This window comes from Paraburkholderia sp., assembly GCF_028283785.1.
Lineage (GTDB): Bacteria > Pseudomonadota > Gammaproteobacteria > Burkholderiales > Burkholderiaceae > Paraburkholderia.
Window position 1 is genome coordinate 644,513 of the sequence record NZ_JAPWKB010000005.1, and the last position, 16,801, is coordinate 661,313.

Sequence of the window (16,801 nt, forward strand, 5' to 3'; positions counted from 1 at the left end):
GTCGTTCCCCGTCAATGGTTGGCTTACTTTTTCGCGTCCGGCGTGGTTTGCAGCGGACGCCACGTGCGCCCGTCGCGTGCGAGCAGTTCGTCGGCTTCTTTCGGCCCGGTGCTGCCCGCCGGATAACCGCACACCTTCACCGCACCCTGTTTCGGATGCAGCACGTCATCGACCGCGGCCCAGCTCGTCTCGATACTGTCGGCACGCTGGAACAGCGTTTCGTCGCCGAGCATGCAGTCGTAAAGCAGCGTTTCGTATCCGACGTTCGCGCGTTCCGCGAAGAAATCCGCGTAATCGAATGACGACTGAACCGCGCCGATCTGCATCAGCGGTCCGGGCACTTTCACGTTGAAATCGAAGCTCGTGCCGTGTGCGGGATCGATACGCATGGTCAGCACGTTCGGCGTCAGCGCCTCGACGGGCGTGTCGCGGAACAGCAGAAACGGCACGGCTTTCAGTTGCACGGCGATCTCCGTGCGACGCACCGCGAGGCGCTTGCCGGTACGGAGATAGAACGGCACGCCGGCCCAGCGCCAGTTATCGACGAACACGCGCGCGGCCGCATAGGTTTCAGTCGTGCTTTCGGCGGCGACGTCTGGCTCGTTACGATACGCGACGCCTGACGGGCCCTTTTCGTATTGACCGAACACGACATCGGACGGCGTCAGCGGCTTGATCGCGTCGGCGATTTCCGCTTTCTTGTCGCGAACCGCTTCGGCATCGAACGAATTGGGCGGTTCCATTGCGACCATTTCGAGCAGCTGGAACAGGTGATTCGGCAGCATGTCGCGAAACGCGCCGGTCTGTTCGTAGAACTTGCCGCGCCCTTCGACACCAATCGTTTCAGCCGCCGTGATCTGGACGCTGTCGATGTACTCGCGACGCCAGATCGGCTCGAACAGCGCGTTCGCGAAGCGCACGGCGAGAATGCTCTGCACCGTGTCCTTGCCGAGAAAGTGATCGATCCGGTAGACCTGCGATTCCTGCACGTAATTCAGAATGTGCGCGTTCAGATCGCGCGCCGATGCGAGGTCGGTGCCGAACGGCTTTTCGATCACGAGCCGGCGGAAGCCACTTTTGGCGCTTTTGCCGTCGCTTTCGCTGGCGTCGCTTTCCTTCAGCAGTCCCGCTTTTCCCAGATGTTCGACGATGGGTTTGAAGAAGCGCGCGGTGACGGCGAGATAAAAAATCACGTTGCCGCCAGGCGCCTTGTCGAGCTTCTGCTTGAGCGCGGCGAAGGTGGCGTCGTCCTCGAATTCGCCGCCCATGTATTCGAGGCGTTTCGCGAGCGAGTTCCACGCGGTGTCGTCGAGTTTGCCGGCGTGAAAGGTGCTGGCTTTGTCGGCGGCGAACTGCTGCAGCGCGCCGTGCAGATCGTCGCGCCACGCCTGCGTTTCACGCGCGCCATGATTGACGCCGATGATCTGCATGCCGTCGTCGAGCAGGCCGTCGAGCGTCAGGTTGTACAGCGCGGGCATCAGCAGACGCTTGGTGAGATCGCCGCCTGCGCCGAAGATCACCAGCGTACACGGCGGCGCCGGGCGTTTGCCGGCCGGGCCCGGCGCGACGGAATGCGGACCGGGGTTCAGCTTCGCGGTGGTCGCCGTGGTGTCTGACGCGTCGGAGCCTGCTGCGTTCGAAGAAGTGGACATGAGCGTTCGCCTTTTGAAAGCCGCCTGGACGCGCGGCAATACCTTTACTGACCCCGTCACCGCTTGCACAGTTCAAGGTTTCTGTTGTCTTTCAGCCCTGAACGAAAGCGGAACGGCCAGTCGCCGCTCACTTGGCCATCGCTTCCATTTCTTCGCCCGCTGCCGGCACGCTTCCCGACACGCTCATCGCGCGCGGCTGCAACAGCAGCGCCACCAGTCCGCTCCATCCGGTCTGATGCGATGCGCCCACGCCGCGCCCGTTATCGCCATGAAAATACTCATGGAACAACACCAGATCGCGCGAACGCGGATCGGCCTGCAACTGCGGATACGCGCCCATCACCGGACGATTGCCGTTCGCGTCCTTCAGAAACAGCGTGGTGGTACGACGCGCCAGTTCGTCGGCGATCTCGCTCAGCGAGAACATCGCGCCGGAACCCGTCGGATATTCGACGCGAAAATCGTCGCCGTAATAGCGATGAAACTCGTATAAGGATTCGATCAGCAGATAGTTGACCGGCATCCACACCGGACCGCGCCAGTTCGAATTACCGCCGAACACGCGCGAATCCGATTCCGCCGGCAGATACTTCACGCCGAAGCTGTTGCCGTTATGCGTGTACACGAAAGGCTCGTCGCGATGCACACGCGACAGCGCCCGCACGCCGTGATCGGACAGAAACTCGCTTTCGTCGAGCGTACGCCGCAACAGCGCTTTCATCCGATGACCGCGCAACAGGGAAAGCAGCAGACTATTGCCGCGCCCCGGTTCGTTCCAGCGCGACACGAGCCGCGCGAGATCCGGCCGATGCTCGAGAAACCAGACCAGCCGGTCGCGCAGTCCCGGCAAGTCGCCATGCAGACGCTGCTCCAGCACATGCACCGCGAACAGCGGAATCAGCCCGACGATCGATCGCACGCGCATCGGCACGTTGGTGCCGTCGGGCAAACGCAGTTTGTCGTAGAAGAATTCGTCGGCGGTATCCCATAGACCGGTATCGCAATTGTCTTCGCAACTGACCGCTTCGGCGATATACAGAAAGTGCTCGAAGAACTTCACCGCAATATCGACGAACACATGATTCTTCACCGCGAGTTCGAGCGCGATGCGCATCAGGTCCAACGCATACGCGGCCATCCACGCGGTGCCGTCGGCCTGGTCGATATGGCCGCCGGTGGGTAACGGCGACGACCGGTCGAAGATGCCCACGTTGTCGAGCCCGAGAAAACCGCCCTGAAAAATATTGCGGTCGTCGGCGTCTTTACGATTGACCCACCACGAGAAATTCAGCAGCAACTTGTGGAACACGAGTTCGAGGAAATCGCGATCCGCCTTGCCCGTCAGCGCCCGGTCGATCTCGTAGACGCGCCACGCCGCCCACGCATGCACCGGCGGATTCGCATCGCCGAACGCCCATTCGTAAGCGGGAAGCTGCCCGTTCGGATGCATATAGCGATCCTTCACCAGCAGCAGCAACTGACGCTTCGCGAAGGCCGGATCGATCAGCGCGAACGCGGTCGCGTGAAACGCCAGATCCCACGACGCGTACCACGGGTATTCCCATTTATCCGGCATCGACACGATGTCGGCATTGCACAGATGACGCCACTCGGCATTCCTGCCGCGCTTGCGGCTGGCGGGCGGGGTCGGCTGCGCGTCGTCGCCGTCGAGCCAGCGCTGGATATCGAACTGGTAATACTGCTTCGACCACAACATGCCCGCGAGCGCCTGGCGTTGCACCAGACGCTTGTCAGCATCGTCGATCTCCGCTTGCAGCGCGGCGTAGTACGCATCGGCTTCCGCGATGCGTCGCGCGAACAGCGCATCGGCGTCGAACTTGCCGTCGCGCGGCGTGGACTCCGGATGCCAGCGCAAATACACCACCGCGCGCCCGTGAGCCGCGAGTGTCACCGGCACGCGCGCGCCCGCTTTCGTGCCCTGATCGCGACGCACGGCGTTCGCATCGTCGTGCACGAGATAATCGTTGAAGCCGTCCTTGAACGGACCGGCGCCGTCCATCCCGAACAGACGCTTCACATTGGTTTCGTTCTCGCAGAACAGCCACTCCACATCCGACACGCCCGGCGCGGATTTGACCCACGCACTGACCGCGATCGCTTCATGCGACGGATGGCGTCCGAGCAGATACGTGTCGCCGTGATGCGTGGTTTTGACCAGCGACGGCTTGTCTTTCGACGCTTTCCACGACCACTTGTTACGCGCGAAAATTTGCGGCATCACATCGATCGACGCCGCCTGGTCCGCGCGATTTTCGACGGTCACGCGCATCACGATGTCGTCCGCTTCGTGCTTCGCATATTCGACGGTCACGTCGAAAAAGCGGTTGTCGTCGAACACGCCGGTATCGAGAATCTCGTACTCGGGCATGTCGGCGCCGCGCCGTGCGTTCTCCTGCACGAGATCGTCGTAGGGGAAGGCGGCATGCGGATATTTGTAGAGCATGCGCATGTACGAATGCGTCGGCGTACCGTCGACGTAGAAGTACAACTCCTTCACGTCCTCGCCATGATTGCCCTGCGAATTGGTCAGACCGAACAGCCGTTCCTTGATGATCGGATCGTGACGATTCCATAGCGCGAGCGATACGCACCAGCTCAGCGTGTCGTCTCCGAAACCGGCAATGCCGTCCTCGCCCCACCGATACGCACGGCTGCGTGCGTGATCGTGCGGAAAGTACTCCCACGCTGTTCCGTTCTCGCTGTAATCCTCACGAACCGTGCCCCACTGACGCTCGCTGAGGTATGGTCCCCAGCGTTGCCAGTGATTGACATCGCAAGAATGAAGACGGGTTCCTTCTACAGTAGCAAGCAGATTCGCGGCGCGCAGCGGTGGCATGAAATGCGTCCTGACTTGAAGCTTGACAGCGGAGCCACATCGTAACGCCGTTTGCGAACGCGTGTGGCGAAGCGCGGTCGCAAACTTGCGATGCACGCGTTCAGGTCTGGTCGAGCCACGCGCCGATCCGCAACCGCTCGCCGAGCGACCACGCCTGAAACGGCGTGCCGCCCGCCGTGTGCGGCGCGTCGCCGTCCGCGACTTCGGAAAGATGATCGAGTCCGGCGCGGTCCAGATGCGCATCGAGCGGCGCAATGAAGCGCTTATGTGCATTCGCGCGCAACGCGCTGCGCGCGCTTTGCGACGGGTCGGTGGAATGCACGCGCAGCCACGCTTCGACGAATGGACCGAGCAGCCACGGCCATACCGTGCCCTGGTGATAGGCGCCGTCGCGTTCGAGCGGCGTGCCGGTGTAACGCCCTTTGTAATTGCGGTCGAACGGCGCAAGCGTGCGCAAGCCGAGCGGCGTCAGCAGCCAGGCTTCGACCTGTTCGACGACCGCACGCGCCGCAGCGCCGTCGAGCAACGCAAACGGCAAACCACCGACCGCGAAAATCTGGTTCGGTCGCACCGAACGGTCGAGCGTCCCCGCGACATGATCCACATCCACGACGTCGAACAGTCCGCGTGTGACGGGATCGACGAAGCGCGCGCCGAACGCCTGCTGCACGCGCACGGCTGGTTCATGCCAGCGCGCATCCCAGTTTGCTGCAATGCGCAATGCGTTGAACCACAACGCCTGCACTTCGACCGGTTTGCCGATTCGTGGCGTGACGACCCAATCGCCCACTTTCGCGTCCATCCACGTCAGTTGCACCCCAGGTTCGCCGGCACGCAGCAAACCGTCCGCATCGACGCCGATATTGAAGCGCGTGCCGCGCGTATAGCCGTCGAGAATCGCCACGACGGTGTGCTGCAAACGCTCGCGCGTGTCGGTATCCGCGTGCGACGTGGCGAGGTAATCGTGAACGGCGACCGCGAACCACAACGACGCATCGACGGCGTTGAACTCGGGCACGTCGCCGTAATCGGGGAAGCGGTTCGGCAACATGCCTTCCGACAACGTGCCCGCCCATTCGAGCAGAATTGCGCGGGCTTCGTCGAGACGCCCGGTTGCGATCAGCAAACCGCGCATTGCGATGAAGGTGTCGCGTCCCCAGTCGGTGAACCACGGAAAACCGGCGATCAGCGTGCGGCCTTCATTGCGCCCGACCACATACGCGTCCGCCGACCGCGTCAACCGCGAGCCGAACGACGCGCGACGCGCGTGCTCGACAGCCGTCAATGTGTGCGCGCGCTGCTGCGCGGACGCGGCGTCGGCGGTGCCGGCACTGAGGATCATCACCGCGCTTTGCGTGGACAGATCGAACGTGAAGACGCCGGGCGTGGCGAGGTCTTCGGTGAAATCGAGCCCGCGTTCGCGCTCGCGAACGTAGCAGAAATTGCGATACCAGTCGGGCGCATGCGTGTACGTGCCGTTCGTGGACGCGTGAATCACGGGGACGTCGCCATACGGTTGCCAGGCGATCCGCGCGGTGTCGGTGTCGGGATTGGAATGGGCGGTGAAGCTGAAGTTGAACGCGTCGTTGGCATGATGCAGCGCGTGGTAATCGCGACCCGACAACAACGGCCGCACTTTCAACGAGACCGGGCGCGACGACGGGTCCGTGTTCAGCAAACGCCAGCGCAGCATCGTTTCGCCGCTCGCCTTCGCGACCAGCACTTCCGCGCTGACCGTGAGCGATTCACCGAACGAGAAGCGCCACGTCGGCCACGGCACGGTTTCGAACGACACCAGATTTGCAGCGATGTCCGGATAGATGAGGTCGGGCGCATAACGTTGCATCGTCAACGAAAGGCGCTGGCCGTTGACTTCGAGCCATGCCTCGACGCCGTTGACGAGCACCACGCGACCGCCGGGCGGACGCGTCGCCGCCAGCAGCAACGCGTGATAGCGACGCGTGCGCGCCGTGCCGACCGTGCCGGAAGCAAAGCCGCCGAACGCGTCGGCTTCGAGCCATTCGTCGTCGAGACGACCGGGTTGAAACGGAGAATCGATACGGGTCATAGGCGGTTCCCGGCGCGTTGGAAAAGAGCGCGCTGCTCAAGTCTGACAGTCTCGCAGCGCGACGGTTCGCAACGCGCTGCGCGGTCGAATAACACCCGAAACTTCGCAATCCGCATGAGTTTCGCGCACCATGTTCGCCCATGCTTCACGGCCCGCGAATCCCTTACGCACCCTTACATCAGAACGTCAAGGGTATCCAGGGTGTAATGTTCGCTGGCTCGCATAGGACGAAAATAAGGAGGACTACCATCCGTTGAAAATCACGCCGGGTATCCCACCCGCGCGGCCAACGAAGATGGGTCCACCGATGCAGACAGGGAACCCCGATCTAACAGCCCGTGAGCCTCTACCGGCACTTTTCGATGCCGACGTCGAAGCGTTGGCGCGCAACATGGACGCATCCGGCGTCGCTGTGCTGGAGGACGTGATTCCGGCCACGATGCTCGCCGCAGCACGCGAATATATCGCCGCCGAACTGGTGCTGCACGATCACCAGTACTTCGGGCTGAGCGGCCGTGAATGGATCGCGGCGAGTCCACTCGACGCGCTGTCACGCTCCGACGCATTCCGTGAAATCCTGTGCTCGCTGTGGGAACGGCAGATGCACAACATCGCACCCGCCGACGACGTTCGCGCGTCGTTGCGCGTGCTGGCGGGCACGGTCGGTATGCGTCACTCGAACCTGTTTCACTACGATTCCTATGTCGTGACCGCGCTCGTGCCGCTGCTGATTCCGGACGGCCCGAACGATCCGCGCGGCGAACTCGTGGTGTATCCGAATCTGCGAAACGTACGGCGTCTCGCGATCGTCAATATCATCGAAAAGCTGATCGTCGAAAGCGCGCTTGCGTGCTGGTTGTGGCGAATGCCCATGATCCAGCGCCGGTTGTCCGCACGTGCAGTGCCGATGGAACCGGGACATATCTACTTTTTCTGGGGAATGCGTTCGTTGCACGCGAACCGCGCGTGCAAACCGGAACACGTGCGAAGCACCGCGCTGTTTCATTTCGGCGATCCGCATGCACGCAGCCTGTTGAAGCGACTCAGTGCAAGACGGCATCGCGCACGGCTGCGGCGTCTGAGCCGCGCCGCCGGATCGCCGCAATGAGGTCGGAACGGGCCAGCGCCGACACGGCGCCGGACGCCGTCTAGACGCGCACCAGCTCGGTTTCTTCTTCCGCGCCGCTGTCGCGCAGCAACGCACGCAGTTCGTTGATGACCGGGAACACCTCGTGGTTCCAGTCGGCGCCCTGCTTGTCGTGCGCCTGCTGTTCCATTTCGACGATCTCGCGATCTTCCTTGAAAATGCGCTCGGTGAACCACACCAGCAACGGCCACGCGAGGTCGAGAATGCCGGGGATTTTCGGCTTGCGGATGGACAGCAGACCGAAGGTGCGATTGGTGCGCTGCTCGGCGTCGAGCGGCACATAAACGATCCACAGATCCATCACCAGCGTGTCGTCCGACGTGCGGATTTTCAGCGTCTGATACGGATACGCGGTGCGGATCGTCATCACGTCTTTGTGATTGTTGTCTTCACCGGTCTTGCGGCTTTGCCCGAACACCAGCGCTTCGCCGATAGGCTGCTGACCTTGCTCGCGTGCAAAGGTGTAATCGACTTCGACCCAACCGTCGCCGCGACGCCGGCCGAGCGACCGCGCCTTCATCTGGCCCATTTGCCGCCGATGCAGAAACTGATGGTTCATGTCCATCAGGTTCTCGTGCATGAACGAGTAATGGCACGCCACTTCGCGACCGAAACGACGCGTCTTGTACGCCTTGTCGGCGACCGAGCCGAGTTGCGGCAACGGCGTTTCGTCGGCGAGCACGGCGCTGCCCGGAAACACGAAAATCAGGCCTTCGACTTCCTTGCACGGATACGAGCGCACGCCGTTCGGCAGACGTTCCTTGCCGAGATACGGCACGTCGATGCACTTGCCGCTGCAGTCGTAAGTCCAGCCGTGATAACAGCAGCGAATCGATTCGCCGTCTACCACGCCTTGATGCAACGGCACCTGCCGATGCGCGCAGCGGTCTTCGAGCGCGAACACGGAACCGCTTTCGGTACGCACCAGCACGATCGGCTCGCCGGCGAACTTCACGCCGTGCGTCTTGCCGCGCTTCACTTCGTGCGACCACGCGAGCGGATACCAGTTATCGGGATGAATCGGCACGCGCCGCAAGTCGCGCAACGGCGCCTCGGACGCGAAGGGAGCATGAATGCCGGGATGCGGTTCACCCGGTCTTTCAGTGACGCTAGTGTCCAGCGGGGTAACAACGTGCATGGGTGGAGCCTCCTTGCTACTGGAACCTGGTTGGGCGACTGCGCGTAAGGGAAATTAACGTCGGCAATCAGTCTAACCGAAGCGGCGGGAACCGCAAGCCGCCGCCGGCATCCGTCACAGTGGCTCGTGAATTTCCCTCGCCTTGTCTGCGTCAGGCCTGGCGGGGCTTTCCGGCGCATCGGACGATGGCGCCACCGGCCGCGCCGACGCGTCGCGAGTCGCCGTGCGGGCCTCGTGCGCGGCTTGCGCCTCCGCGCGCGCCACCAGCCCGCCGCGACGCTGCACGCCCCATGCACGACCGCCGCGCAGGAAGTAGAGCCACCCAAGCGCGGCGCCGAGATGGCGCAGCAACTGAAACGTGAATGGCTCGGCAATCGCGGCGGCGGCCGCCATCCACAGACCGGCATCGCGCTGTCCGGTCCAGCGCCGGTACAGGTGAATGCTCCACAGATAAAACGCCAGATCGATTGCGGTCTTGATCCCGATCACACTGAAGATCGAAATCACGATGCCGCCGTGTCCACCGAACAGAAAGCCGACCAGCAATCCAAACGCGGTCAGCCCGTAGATCGGTTGCATGGTGTCGAACGCCTTGACCGGCAACATCAACAAACCGAGCGCGCCATAACGGCGATTGCCCGTCATGTCGCGATTCCAGTATTGCGTTTGCAGGAACCCCGCGAACCAGCGACGCCGTTGCCGCAGAAAACTGCCGAGCGTGCCAGGCGCGTCGGTATGCGCGAGCGCGTCGCCGATCACCTGCACGTCCCAGCCCAGACCGTGATCGACCGAGTAGCGGCGCAAACGGTGAATCAGCTCGTAATCTTCGACCAGACACGCGGGATCGAAGCCGCCCACGGTCACCAGCGCGTCGCGCCGGAACGATGCAAACGCGCCCGACACCAGCAGCAAACTGTCGGCGCGCATCCACGCGAACCGCGCGATGAAATTGCGCATGTACTCGTAGGTCTGGAACCACTGGAACACGCGCCCGGACACGCTCTTGCCGCACACCGGCACGATGATCCCGGCCGCCGCGACCAGCGACGCGCTGTCCGCGAACGCTACGCGCATCGCGCGGGTCGCGTCGTCGTCGAGCAGCGTGTCGGCGTCGACGGTCATCACGGTGTGAGTGGTCATCACGGTGATCGCGGCGTTCAGCGCGCGCGCCTTGCCGCCGTGCGGCACCCGCAACCAGTAGAGGTTCGGATACAGCGGACTCGGTGCGCTGAGCACGCCGTCGGCTGCGGGCGTCAGTCCGAAACGGCCGGTCAGCAACGCGTGGGTGCCGTCGCTGGAACCATCGTCGGCGATCACGATTTGCGCCGGACCGTCGACCTGACGCAGCAGCGCGGCCAGCGTCACCGGCAAGACCGCCGCCTCGTTATGCGACGCGACGATCACGCCCATCGACGGCAGCGTGCGTCCGTCGTCCGCGACGCCGTTTCGCCCGTGCAGCGCGGCATGCGAATCCACCGCCGACGCGATCCGCATCAACGGCCACGCCTTGTACGTGACGAACGCGAGCAGCAAGGTGTCGTAAATCACGTAGGCGAGCCCTGTCGACCACGCGACGACGCCCTGCAAAAAGAACGCGCGCGCGAACAGCAGCAGCCATAGCACGACCACGCTCAGGTGGATGATCGCGCTGGCCGGCGATGCGCGTCGCGGCAAGATGCGGGGCGACGCAACGGCGAGCGCCTGTTCGAGAGAATTCTTCAAAATGACCTGGGTAACGGTGAATACGCGTTGACTATGCGTTGACTACACGTGGAATGCACCAACACGTTCGGGAAGCGACAGCTACCGCAACCACGGACGACCGCTCACGGCATCATGCGTTTCAGCACCGAATGACGATCGATCCACTGATGCTTCAGCGCGCCGCCGATATGCAGCGCCAGCAGCGCATAAAGCCCATAGCCGAGCCACGTATGCAACGCACCGAACCGGTCGTGCAGACGTTCTTTCAGCGCCGGATCGAGATGCATCACGAAGCCGATACGCGGCCATTGAAAAAGGTCGAACAGACGCATCGGATGCGTGGCCGCGTCTTTCCATGCGGAGTCGTGCAGCCAGCCCGACAGCGGCAAACCGATCATCAATGCATACAGCAACAGATGCGCCAGATGCGCGGCCGCGCGCTCCCATTTTGGAAACACCGCGGGCAACGCGGGCGGCCGGTGCGACACGCGCCAGAGTATGCGCATTAGCGCGAGGCCCAGCACCGTAATACCGATCGACTTGTGCGTATCGATCACCGGACGCACCCAGTCGTCAGGCAGGGAATCGGCGCTCAAACCAAGCACCACGTTGGCGATCATCAGCACGGCGATCAGCCAGTGCAATGAAACGGCGGTGCGCGTATAGCGCGAAGGGGGATCGTAAGACTCGAAGTGGGCCGGCGTGGTCATGTCGAATGCGGTTGCGTGTGGGTGTCTTACGTTTAAGCGACGGTACGAAAGCGGACTGAAGGCCGCTGGCGGCGCCGCGCGATATGCAATGGAAAGTGCGAATGCGCACCTTGAATAACGCGTCGATGCGCGTTTTTATTCCCATCTCATTCGACGACGCCCGGCCGAAACGGTTTCAGTTTATTTCAGAACGCGCGACGCTCGAAAAGGTAATGCGCGACGCCCCATTCGTTGCCGCTCGCGTAGCCGAACAGTTCCGCGACCGCCATGTAGAACATGCGCCAGCGCTGCAACCAGCGCGCCGCGTCGCGTGCGCCGTAGGTGGCGACGAGCGTCGGCATCACGCGTTCGCGCACGGCGTCCAGCGCATCGAGCCACTGGTTCGCGGTGCGCTGATAGTGCGTGCCGCTGACCCACCATTGCCGTTCGAGCCGCAGATCGTCCTGAAAGTTGAGCAGCAAGGCTTCGGACGGCATCGTCCCGCCGGTAAAGAAATACTTCGACATCCAGTCGCTGCCGTCCTGCACCTGAAAGTGATACGCCAGCGTGCGATGCGCGAAGATGTGCACGAACAGCTTCGCATCGTCGCGCATCCAGTGCGCGAGTTTCGCGAGCAGCAGCCCGTAGTTTTTCATATGCTCGAACATTTCGATCGACAGCACGCGGTCGAAGCCGCCGTCGAGTTGCGCGTCGCTCAACTCGACGGTGGCGATATTGCCTGTCACCACCGACAGATTCGTCAGCCCGCGTTCAGCCGCGCGCGCTTCGATAAACGCGCGCTGCCCGTGCGAATTCGACAGCGCGACAATCTTCGCGCGCGGATATCGCGCCGCCATCCATAGCGACAGCGAACCCCAGCCGCAACCGAGATCGAGAATCCTCTGGCCGTCCGCGAGTTCGGCCCGGCTTGCGTACAGTTCGAGCATCGCGACTTCGGCCTGCGCGAGCGTCTCGTCACCGGTCGGGTACAGACAACACGAATACTTCAGATGCGGCCCGAGATGCGCGGCGAAAAAATCCGGCGGCACTTCGTAATGCTGGGTATTCGCGGCTTGCGTTTCGATCGCGATCGGACTCGCGCGCAGATCGTCGAGCAACAGATTCAGCCGTTGCGAGCGCGCTTCGCCATCGTCGAGCGCTTCGTCGCGCAGACGTTCGACCATCAGACGACGCATCCCGAAGCGAACCAGCGCATCCGGCAGCCAGCCGCGCTCGCACAGATCGATCACGCGGCCGTCGCCGGATAGCTGCGGCGTCGATGTGTCCACGGTGGCAGGCACGGCGGAAGCAGCGGCGGACGGCACGAATGGCCGACGGTGGGTCTGGGCGCTCATGGACAGGTCTCCTTGTATGACGGCCGTGCGATCGGGTCGATCGGCACTCGTTGAATTCAAACGCGCGTTCGACGTCACTGCGATTCCCGGCGCGGCGGCCAGGGAATCAGCGCGCTGGTCGTGCGCATGTAGTCCGCATAACCGGGGCGCGTTTCGGCCATGCGCGCCTCGACCATCGGAATACCGGACAGCTTCAGCAGCAGCCACGCCATCAGCACGGGCGGCAATATCGACCACCACGCCCACGACGAGCCGATCGCCAGCGCGAGATACGCAACCCAATGCAGGCATTCGAAAAAGTAATTCGGATGACGCGAATATCGCCACAGACCGGCGCGGCACACCTTGCCGTGATTCGACGCATCGGCCTTGAAGCGCTGCAACTGCCGGTCGGCAAGCGCCTCACCGACCACCGACGCGATCCAGATCGCCACCGCCGTCAGCGCCCAGCCCGTCGCAGGCGGTTCGTCGCGGTACGACGGCACCAGAAACGCAATCGACAACAGCATCGACACGACGACCTGGACCTGGAAAAAGCCGAACATCTTCGCGGCGGCGGCGTCGCCCCATTCTTCGCGCAACGCCCGATACCGCGCGTCTTCCGGCTTGCCCGCGTTACGCCGCCACAGATGCGCACCGAGCCGCACGCCCCACACGAGCCCGCCGAGTGCGCTCAACGCGCGTCCCAACGGCGCGCCGGTGCCGGCCACGCCGTACAGCAGCGCGACCGCGCCCAGCGAATACGCCCAGACCGGATCGACCATGCCCGCGTTGGCGGTCTTGAGCTGCCACGCCCAGACCGCCGTGAACACCACGACCAGTCCGGCGAGCGCGATCACAACGACAAGCACAAGCGACATGACACCCTCGTTCGAAAGACATCGGCAATCTCAGCAATTCATACGATATGACGACAGGATTGGATGCACGCCGCAGTAAGTACTAACCTTCTGGCGCACTCGCGCGGCTCCGGCGCGCTATTCCGGTGAGGCGAATCCCGGCTTGCCCAACTGGTCGGGCCGCTGCGCAACGCGCCGGAAGCGCGTCGTGTCGTAACCCAGCGCGTCGAAACGGGCGAGCAGCGCCTTGTACGCGTCGTCGCTGATGTCGGGTTCACGCGCAAAAATCCAGCCAAGGTTTTTGCCTTCGCAGCCGAGCAGCGTGTACCGGTAGTCGGGATCGACGTAGAGCGTGTATTGGGTGATGTGGACCGGCCAGAACGGTTGCACGCTCCACTGACCGTTGCCGCTGCCGGGCACGACCGTGTCGGTGAATTCGTAGTGCTTTTCCGGCGCGTCGAAAGTTTTCTTGCGGCCGTAGAACGAGTCGGAAATCTTGCCGTCGTCCCGCAAACGCCACTCCGCGCGACTGCCGACGAAGTCTTTCTCAGCGAAATACGGAATGTTAGCGATCACATACCAACGTCCCATATAGCGCGGCAAATCGAGCGCGATGGGTGCGAGCGGCTGGTTTGAACGGGGATTCGGATTCGGCGGATTGTTGCTGCAACCGGCCAGCGTCAGCAGCAACACGGCAGCGGCGATACAGACGAAGCGGTGCATAGCGGTCCTCGAACGGCGGGTCGATAGCAGTCTTTACGCAGCTTTTTGCAATTTGGATGCGGGCGCAACCGGTCGCACCGCGTCGGTCAAGCGGGCGGTTTCACCATTGGTCGCATCATTCGAGACGGTTTCTGGCTAAGGCGGCGACGGGTTGCACCGGCTTTTTGCGCGAATCCGGGCGGCCGCCGACGACGAACGTCATAGGCCAATTCAATTGGCATCCCGCTTGCGCGCATCCTGTAATGGATGCTCGTTGCCGTTTCGCCACGCACGTTAATCCGGAGATTTTTCATGGCCCAGCCTCAGACCAACGTCGACGAAGTTGTCAACGCGATTGCCGCCGAGACCGACACCCCTGCGGAAACCGTGTCGCAACTCTACGCGGACACGATTGCGACGATGCGGACCGAGGCGCGTGTGTTCGACTACGTGCCCTTGCTGACCGCGAAGAAAGTACGCGAGACGCTGCGGCACAAGCCGCATTGAGCGTCGCCGCAGCGCTGGCGAATCGCGTTGCGCGCGGATCGCGGGATGCTCACAGCATCGACCGGATGACGCGCTCGAGTCGTGCCACCAGCGCATCGGCCTGATCCGGCAACACGCGCGCGTAGCCGACCATAAAGCCGTTGTAGCGGGCATCCGGGGTTGCGGACGCCGGCGGTGGCGTGTCGCGTTCGCTGCCGGAAAGACAAAACGTGCTCAGCGGCGAGATCGTCAGCCCTTCGCGCTGCATCGCCGCGCTGACGTCGCGATCCTTCAGCGGCGCGTCGAGTCGCACCGTCAGATGCATGCCGCCGCCATCGGACGACACCGTCAGCAGATCGCTCATACGTCGCTCGATCGCGCCGACCAGTGCGACGCGGCGTTGCTGGTAAAGCCGCCGCATCCGGCGCAGATGCCGCGCATATTTGCCGCTGTCGATGAAATCCGCCAGCGCGATCTGATCCGCCACGCGCCCTTGCCGCGACAACTCGACCAGCGCGCCCTCCACCGCCGTCGCCAGATGCGCGGGCACGACCATGAAGCCGATCCGCAACGCGGGAAACATCGTCTTGCTGAACGTGCCGAGATAGATCACCGGCGATTCTTCCGCGAGACCTTGAATCGACGGTAACGGCGGCCCGCTATGACGCAACTCGCTGTCGTAGTCGTCTTCGATGATCCACGCGCCGCGCGCAGTCGCGTTTTCGATGATCGACCAGCGCCGCTCCAGACTCAGCACGCTGCCCAACGGATATTGATGCGACGGCGTCAGATAGATCAGCTTCGGCGGGTTGTCCTGCCAGTGTGCCGATTCCGGCGCCATGCCCGCGGCATCGACGGGAATCGGGACGAGATTCAGGCCCGCCGTGCGGAATGCGGCCTTCGCGCCGTGATAACCGGGGTTCTCCACCCACGCGCTATCGCCGACGTCGGCCAGCAGGCACGCGCAGAGATCGAGGCTCGCCTGCGTGCCTGACGTGACGAACACCTGTTCCGGCGTGCAGCGGACGCTGCGCGACACGCGCACGTAATCGGCAATCGCGCGGCGCAACGACGGATGACCCGCGTGATTGCGATAGTCGAGTTCGCGCGGATCGATCGCGCGCCATGCGCGTTCGACACAGGTGCGCCATTGTCCGAGCGGGAATTCGTCGAGTGCGGGCACGCCCGGCCGAAACGGTGACGCGTCGTCGGGACGCGCGCGTTCGTGCGGCAAACCGGTCACGCGCCGCGACAGTCCGAACGCGGGCGTCGCCGCATGCTCACGCCACGCCGACAACGACGGCGATGCCGCGCGGCTGACTTCGCTGACGATCGAACCGTGGCGGCTCGCCGAAATAAAGCCTTCGTCGGTGAGACGCTCGTAGGCGTACAGCACCGAATTGCGTGCAATGCCGAGTTGTTCGGCGAGCGCGCGCGTCGCCAGCAAGCGGCTGCCTTCGCGAATCGCGCCGCTCAGAATGGCATGACGCAGGCTTTCGTACAGCAGATCCTGCTGCGTCAGTTTGCGCTCACCGAATTGCGTCTCGACGTTCGACATCAACAAGCCGTAGTCCAAGCCGTGGCTCCAAATATATGCGCGTGGGTGGAGCTAACAATAGTGCCACAGATTTTCTATGCTGACGGCTCCCCGACCTTTCCGATCCGCACAAGGAGCTTTCCGTGACGTCTCCCGTCAATATCCGCGCCGCCGCGCCCGCCGACTTCGACGCGTGGTTGCCGCTATGGGATGCGTACAACGCGTTCTACGGCCGCGCCGGCGACACCGCATTGCCGCGCAACATCACGGACCTGACGTGGTCGCGCTTTTTCGACGGCTATGAACCGATGCACGCGATGGTCGCCGAACGCGACGGCAAACTGGTCGGCATCGTGCATTTTCTGTATCACCGACACACCACGCTGGCCGGTCCGATCTGTTATCTGCAAGACCTGTACACGCTCGAATCCGAACGCGGCAAGGGCGTCGGGCGCGGGTTGATCGAGGCCGTGTATGCGGCCGCGAAAACGGCGAATGCCGCGCGCGTGTACTGGCAAACGCACGAGACCAATGAGACCGCGCAAACGCTCTACGACAAGGTCGCGGACAAGTCGGGATTCATCGTCTATCGCAAGGCGTTGTAGACCGCACGCACGTCCTGACGGC

General features: G+C 63.1%; 13 protein-coding genes. 3 read left to right on the top strand and 10 right to left on the bottom strand.

Annotated features, from left to right (window positions below; all coding sequences use genetic code 11):
• Positions 1-23: 23 nt before the first annotated feature.
• The 3 genes from zwf to PW947_RS06905 form a co-directional block, all read right to left on the bottom strand.
• Positions 24-1,652 (bottom strand): glucose-6-phosphate dehydrogenase, encoded by a 1,629-nt coding sequence (gene zwf / locus PW947_RS06895; protein WP_299630343.1) that lies wholly within the window; start codon positions 1,650-1,652, stop codon positions 24-26.
• A 127-nt stretch (positions 1,653-1,779) separates the two neighbouring features.
• A complete protein-coding gene (locus PW947_RS06900) occupies positions 1,780-4,509 on the bottom strand; it encodes a glucosidase (RefSeq protein WP_299630345.1) in 2,730 nt (909 codons plus the stop codon).
• A 100-nt stretch (positions 4,510-4,609) separates the two neighbouring features.
• Positions 4,610-6,577, bottom strand: a complete 1,968-nt coding sequence (locus PW947_RS06905) for an amylo-alpha-1,6-glucosidase (RefSeq protein ID WP_299630347.1) — start codon at positions 6,575-6,577, stop codon at positions 4,610-4,612.
• A gap of 391 nt (positions 6,578-6,968) precedes the next feature.
• Between PW947_RS06905 and PW947_RS06910 the strand changes: the two genes are divergently transcribed.
• A complete protein-coding gene (locus tag PW947_RS06910; protein ID WP_299630349.1) occupies positions 6,969-7,685 on the top strand; it encodes a hypothetical protein in 717 nt (238 codons plus the stop codon).
• Between the two features lie 40 nt (positions 7,686-7,725).
• Here PW947_RS06910 and PW947_RS06915 read toward each other — a convergent pair whose 3' ends face one another.
• From PW947_RS06915 to PW947_RS06940, 6 genes are all read right to left on the bottom strand, one after another.
• A complete protein-coding gene (locus PW947_RS06915; protein ID WP_299630350.1) occupies positions 7,726-8,862 on the bottom strand; it encodes an aromatic ring-hydroxylating dioxygenase subunit alpha in 1,137 nt (378 codons plus the stop codon).
• A 114-nt stretch (positions 8,863-8,976) separates the two neighbouring features.
• Entirely contained in the window at positions 8,977-10,584 is a 1,608-nt protein-coding gene (locus PW947_RS06920; RefSeq protein WP_299630351.1) for a glycosyltransferase, read from the bottom strand.
• 104 nt (positions 10,585-10,688) lie between these two features.
• Positions 10,689-11,276, bottom strand: a complete 588-nt coding sequence (locus PW947_RS06925) for a cytochrome b (protein ID WP_299630352.1) — start codon at positions 11,274-11,276, stop codon at positions 10,689-10,691.
• 185 nt (positions 11,277-11,461) lie between these two features.
• Positions 11,462-12,610 (bottom strand): cyclopropane-fatty-acyl-phospholipid synthase family protein, encoded by a 1,149-nt coding sequence (locus PW947_RS06930; protein ID WP_299630354.1) that lies wholly within the window; start codon positions 12,608-12,610, stop codon positions 11,462-11,464.
• A gap of 74 nt (positions 12,611-12,684) precedes the next feature.
• Entirely contained in the window at positions 12,685-13,470 is a 786-nt protein-coding gene (locus PW947_RS06935; protein ID WP_299630356.1) for a DUF1295 domain-containing protein, read from the bottom strand.
• Positions 13,471-13,587: 117 nt separating this feature from the next.
• Complete coding sequence (locus PW947_RS06940) at positions 13,588-14,172, bottom strand: lipocalin family protein (RefSeq protein WP_299630358.1); 585 nt, start codon at positions 14,170-14,172, stop codon at positions 13,588-13,590.
• Positions 14,173-14,463: 291 nt separating this feature from the next.
• On the opposite strand from PW947_RS06940, the gene PW947_RS06945 reads away from it, so the two are divergent.
• A complete protein-coding gene (locus PW947_RS06945; RefSeq protein ID WP_299630360.1) occupies positions 14,464-14,658 on the top strand; it encodes a DUF3562 domain-containing protein in 195 nt (64 codons plus the stop codon).
• Between the two features lie 49 nt (positions 14,659-14,707).
• Here the strand turns inward: PW947_RS06945 and PW947_RS06950 are convergent, their stop codons facing one another.
• A complete protein-coding gene (locus PW947_RS06950) occupies positions 14,708-16,213 on the bottom strand; it encodes a PLP-dependent aminotransferase family protein (protein WP_299630362.1) in 1,506 nt (501 codons plus the stop codon).
• A 104-nt stretch (positions 16,214-16,317) separates the two neighbouring features.
• On the opposite strand from PW947_RS06950, the gene PW947_RS06955 reads away from it, so the two are divergent.
• Positions 16,318-16,779, top strand: coding sequence for a GNAT family N-acetyltransferase (locus PW947_RS06955; protein ID WP_299630364.1), 462 nt, complete (start codon positions 16,318-16,320; stop codon positions 16,777-16,779).
• Positions 16,780-16,801: the final 22 nt, after the last annotated feature.

Coding starts and splice junctions, on each gene's coding strand:
- zwf (WP_299630343.1), bottom strand. CDS start 1,652: ATGTCCACTTCTTCGAACGCAGCAGGCTCCGACGCGTCAGACACCACG.
- PW947_RS06900 (WP_299630345.1), bottom strand. CDS start 4,509: ATGCCACCGCTGCGCGCCGCGAATCTGCTTGCTACTGTAGAAGGAACC.
- PW947_RS06905 (WP_299630347.1), bottom strand. CDS start 6,577: ATGACCCGTATCGATTCTCCGTTTCAACCCGGTCGTCTCGACGACGAA.
- PW947_RS06910 (WP_299630349.1), top strand. CDS start 6,969: ATGGACGCATCCGGCGTCGCTGTGCTGGAGGACGTGATTCCGGCCACG.
- PW947_RS06915 (WP_299630350.1), bottom strand. CDS start 8,862: ATGCACGTTGTTACCCCGCTGGACACTAGCGTCACTGAAAGACCGGGT.
- PW947_RS06925 (WP_299630352.1), bottom strand. CDS start 11,276: ATGACCACGCCGGCCCACTTCGAGTCTTACGATCCCCCTTCGCGCTAT.
- PW947_RS06930 (WP_299630354.1), bottom strand. CDS start 12,610: ATGAGCGCCCAGACCCACCGTCGGCCATTCGTGCCGTCCGCCGCTGCT.
- PW947_RS06935 (WP_299630356.1), bottom strand. CDS start 13,470: ATGTCGCTTGTGCTTGTCGTTGTGATCGCGCTCGCCGGACTGGTCGTG.
- PW947_RS06940 (WP_299630358.1), bottom strand. CDS start 14,172: ATGCACCGCTTCGTCTGTATCGCCGCTGCCGTGTTGCTGCTGACGCTG.
- PW947_RS06945 (WP_299630360.1), top strand. CDS start 14,464: ATGGCCCAGCCTCAGACCAACGTCGACGAAGTTGTCAACGCGATTGCC.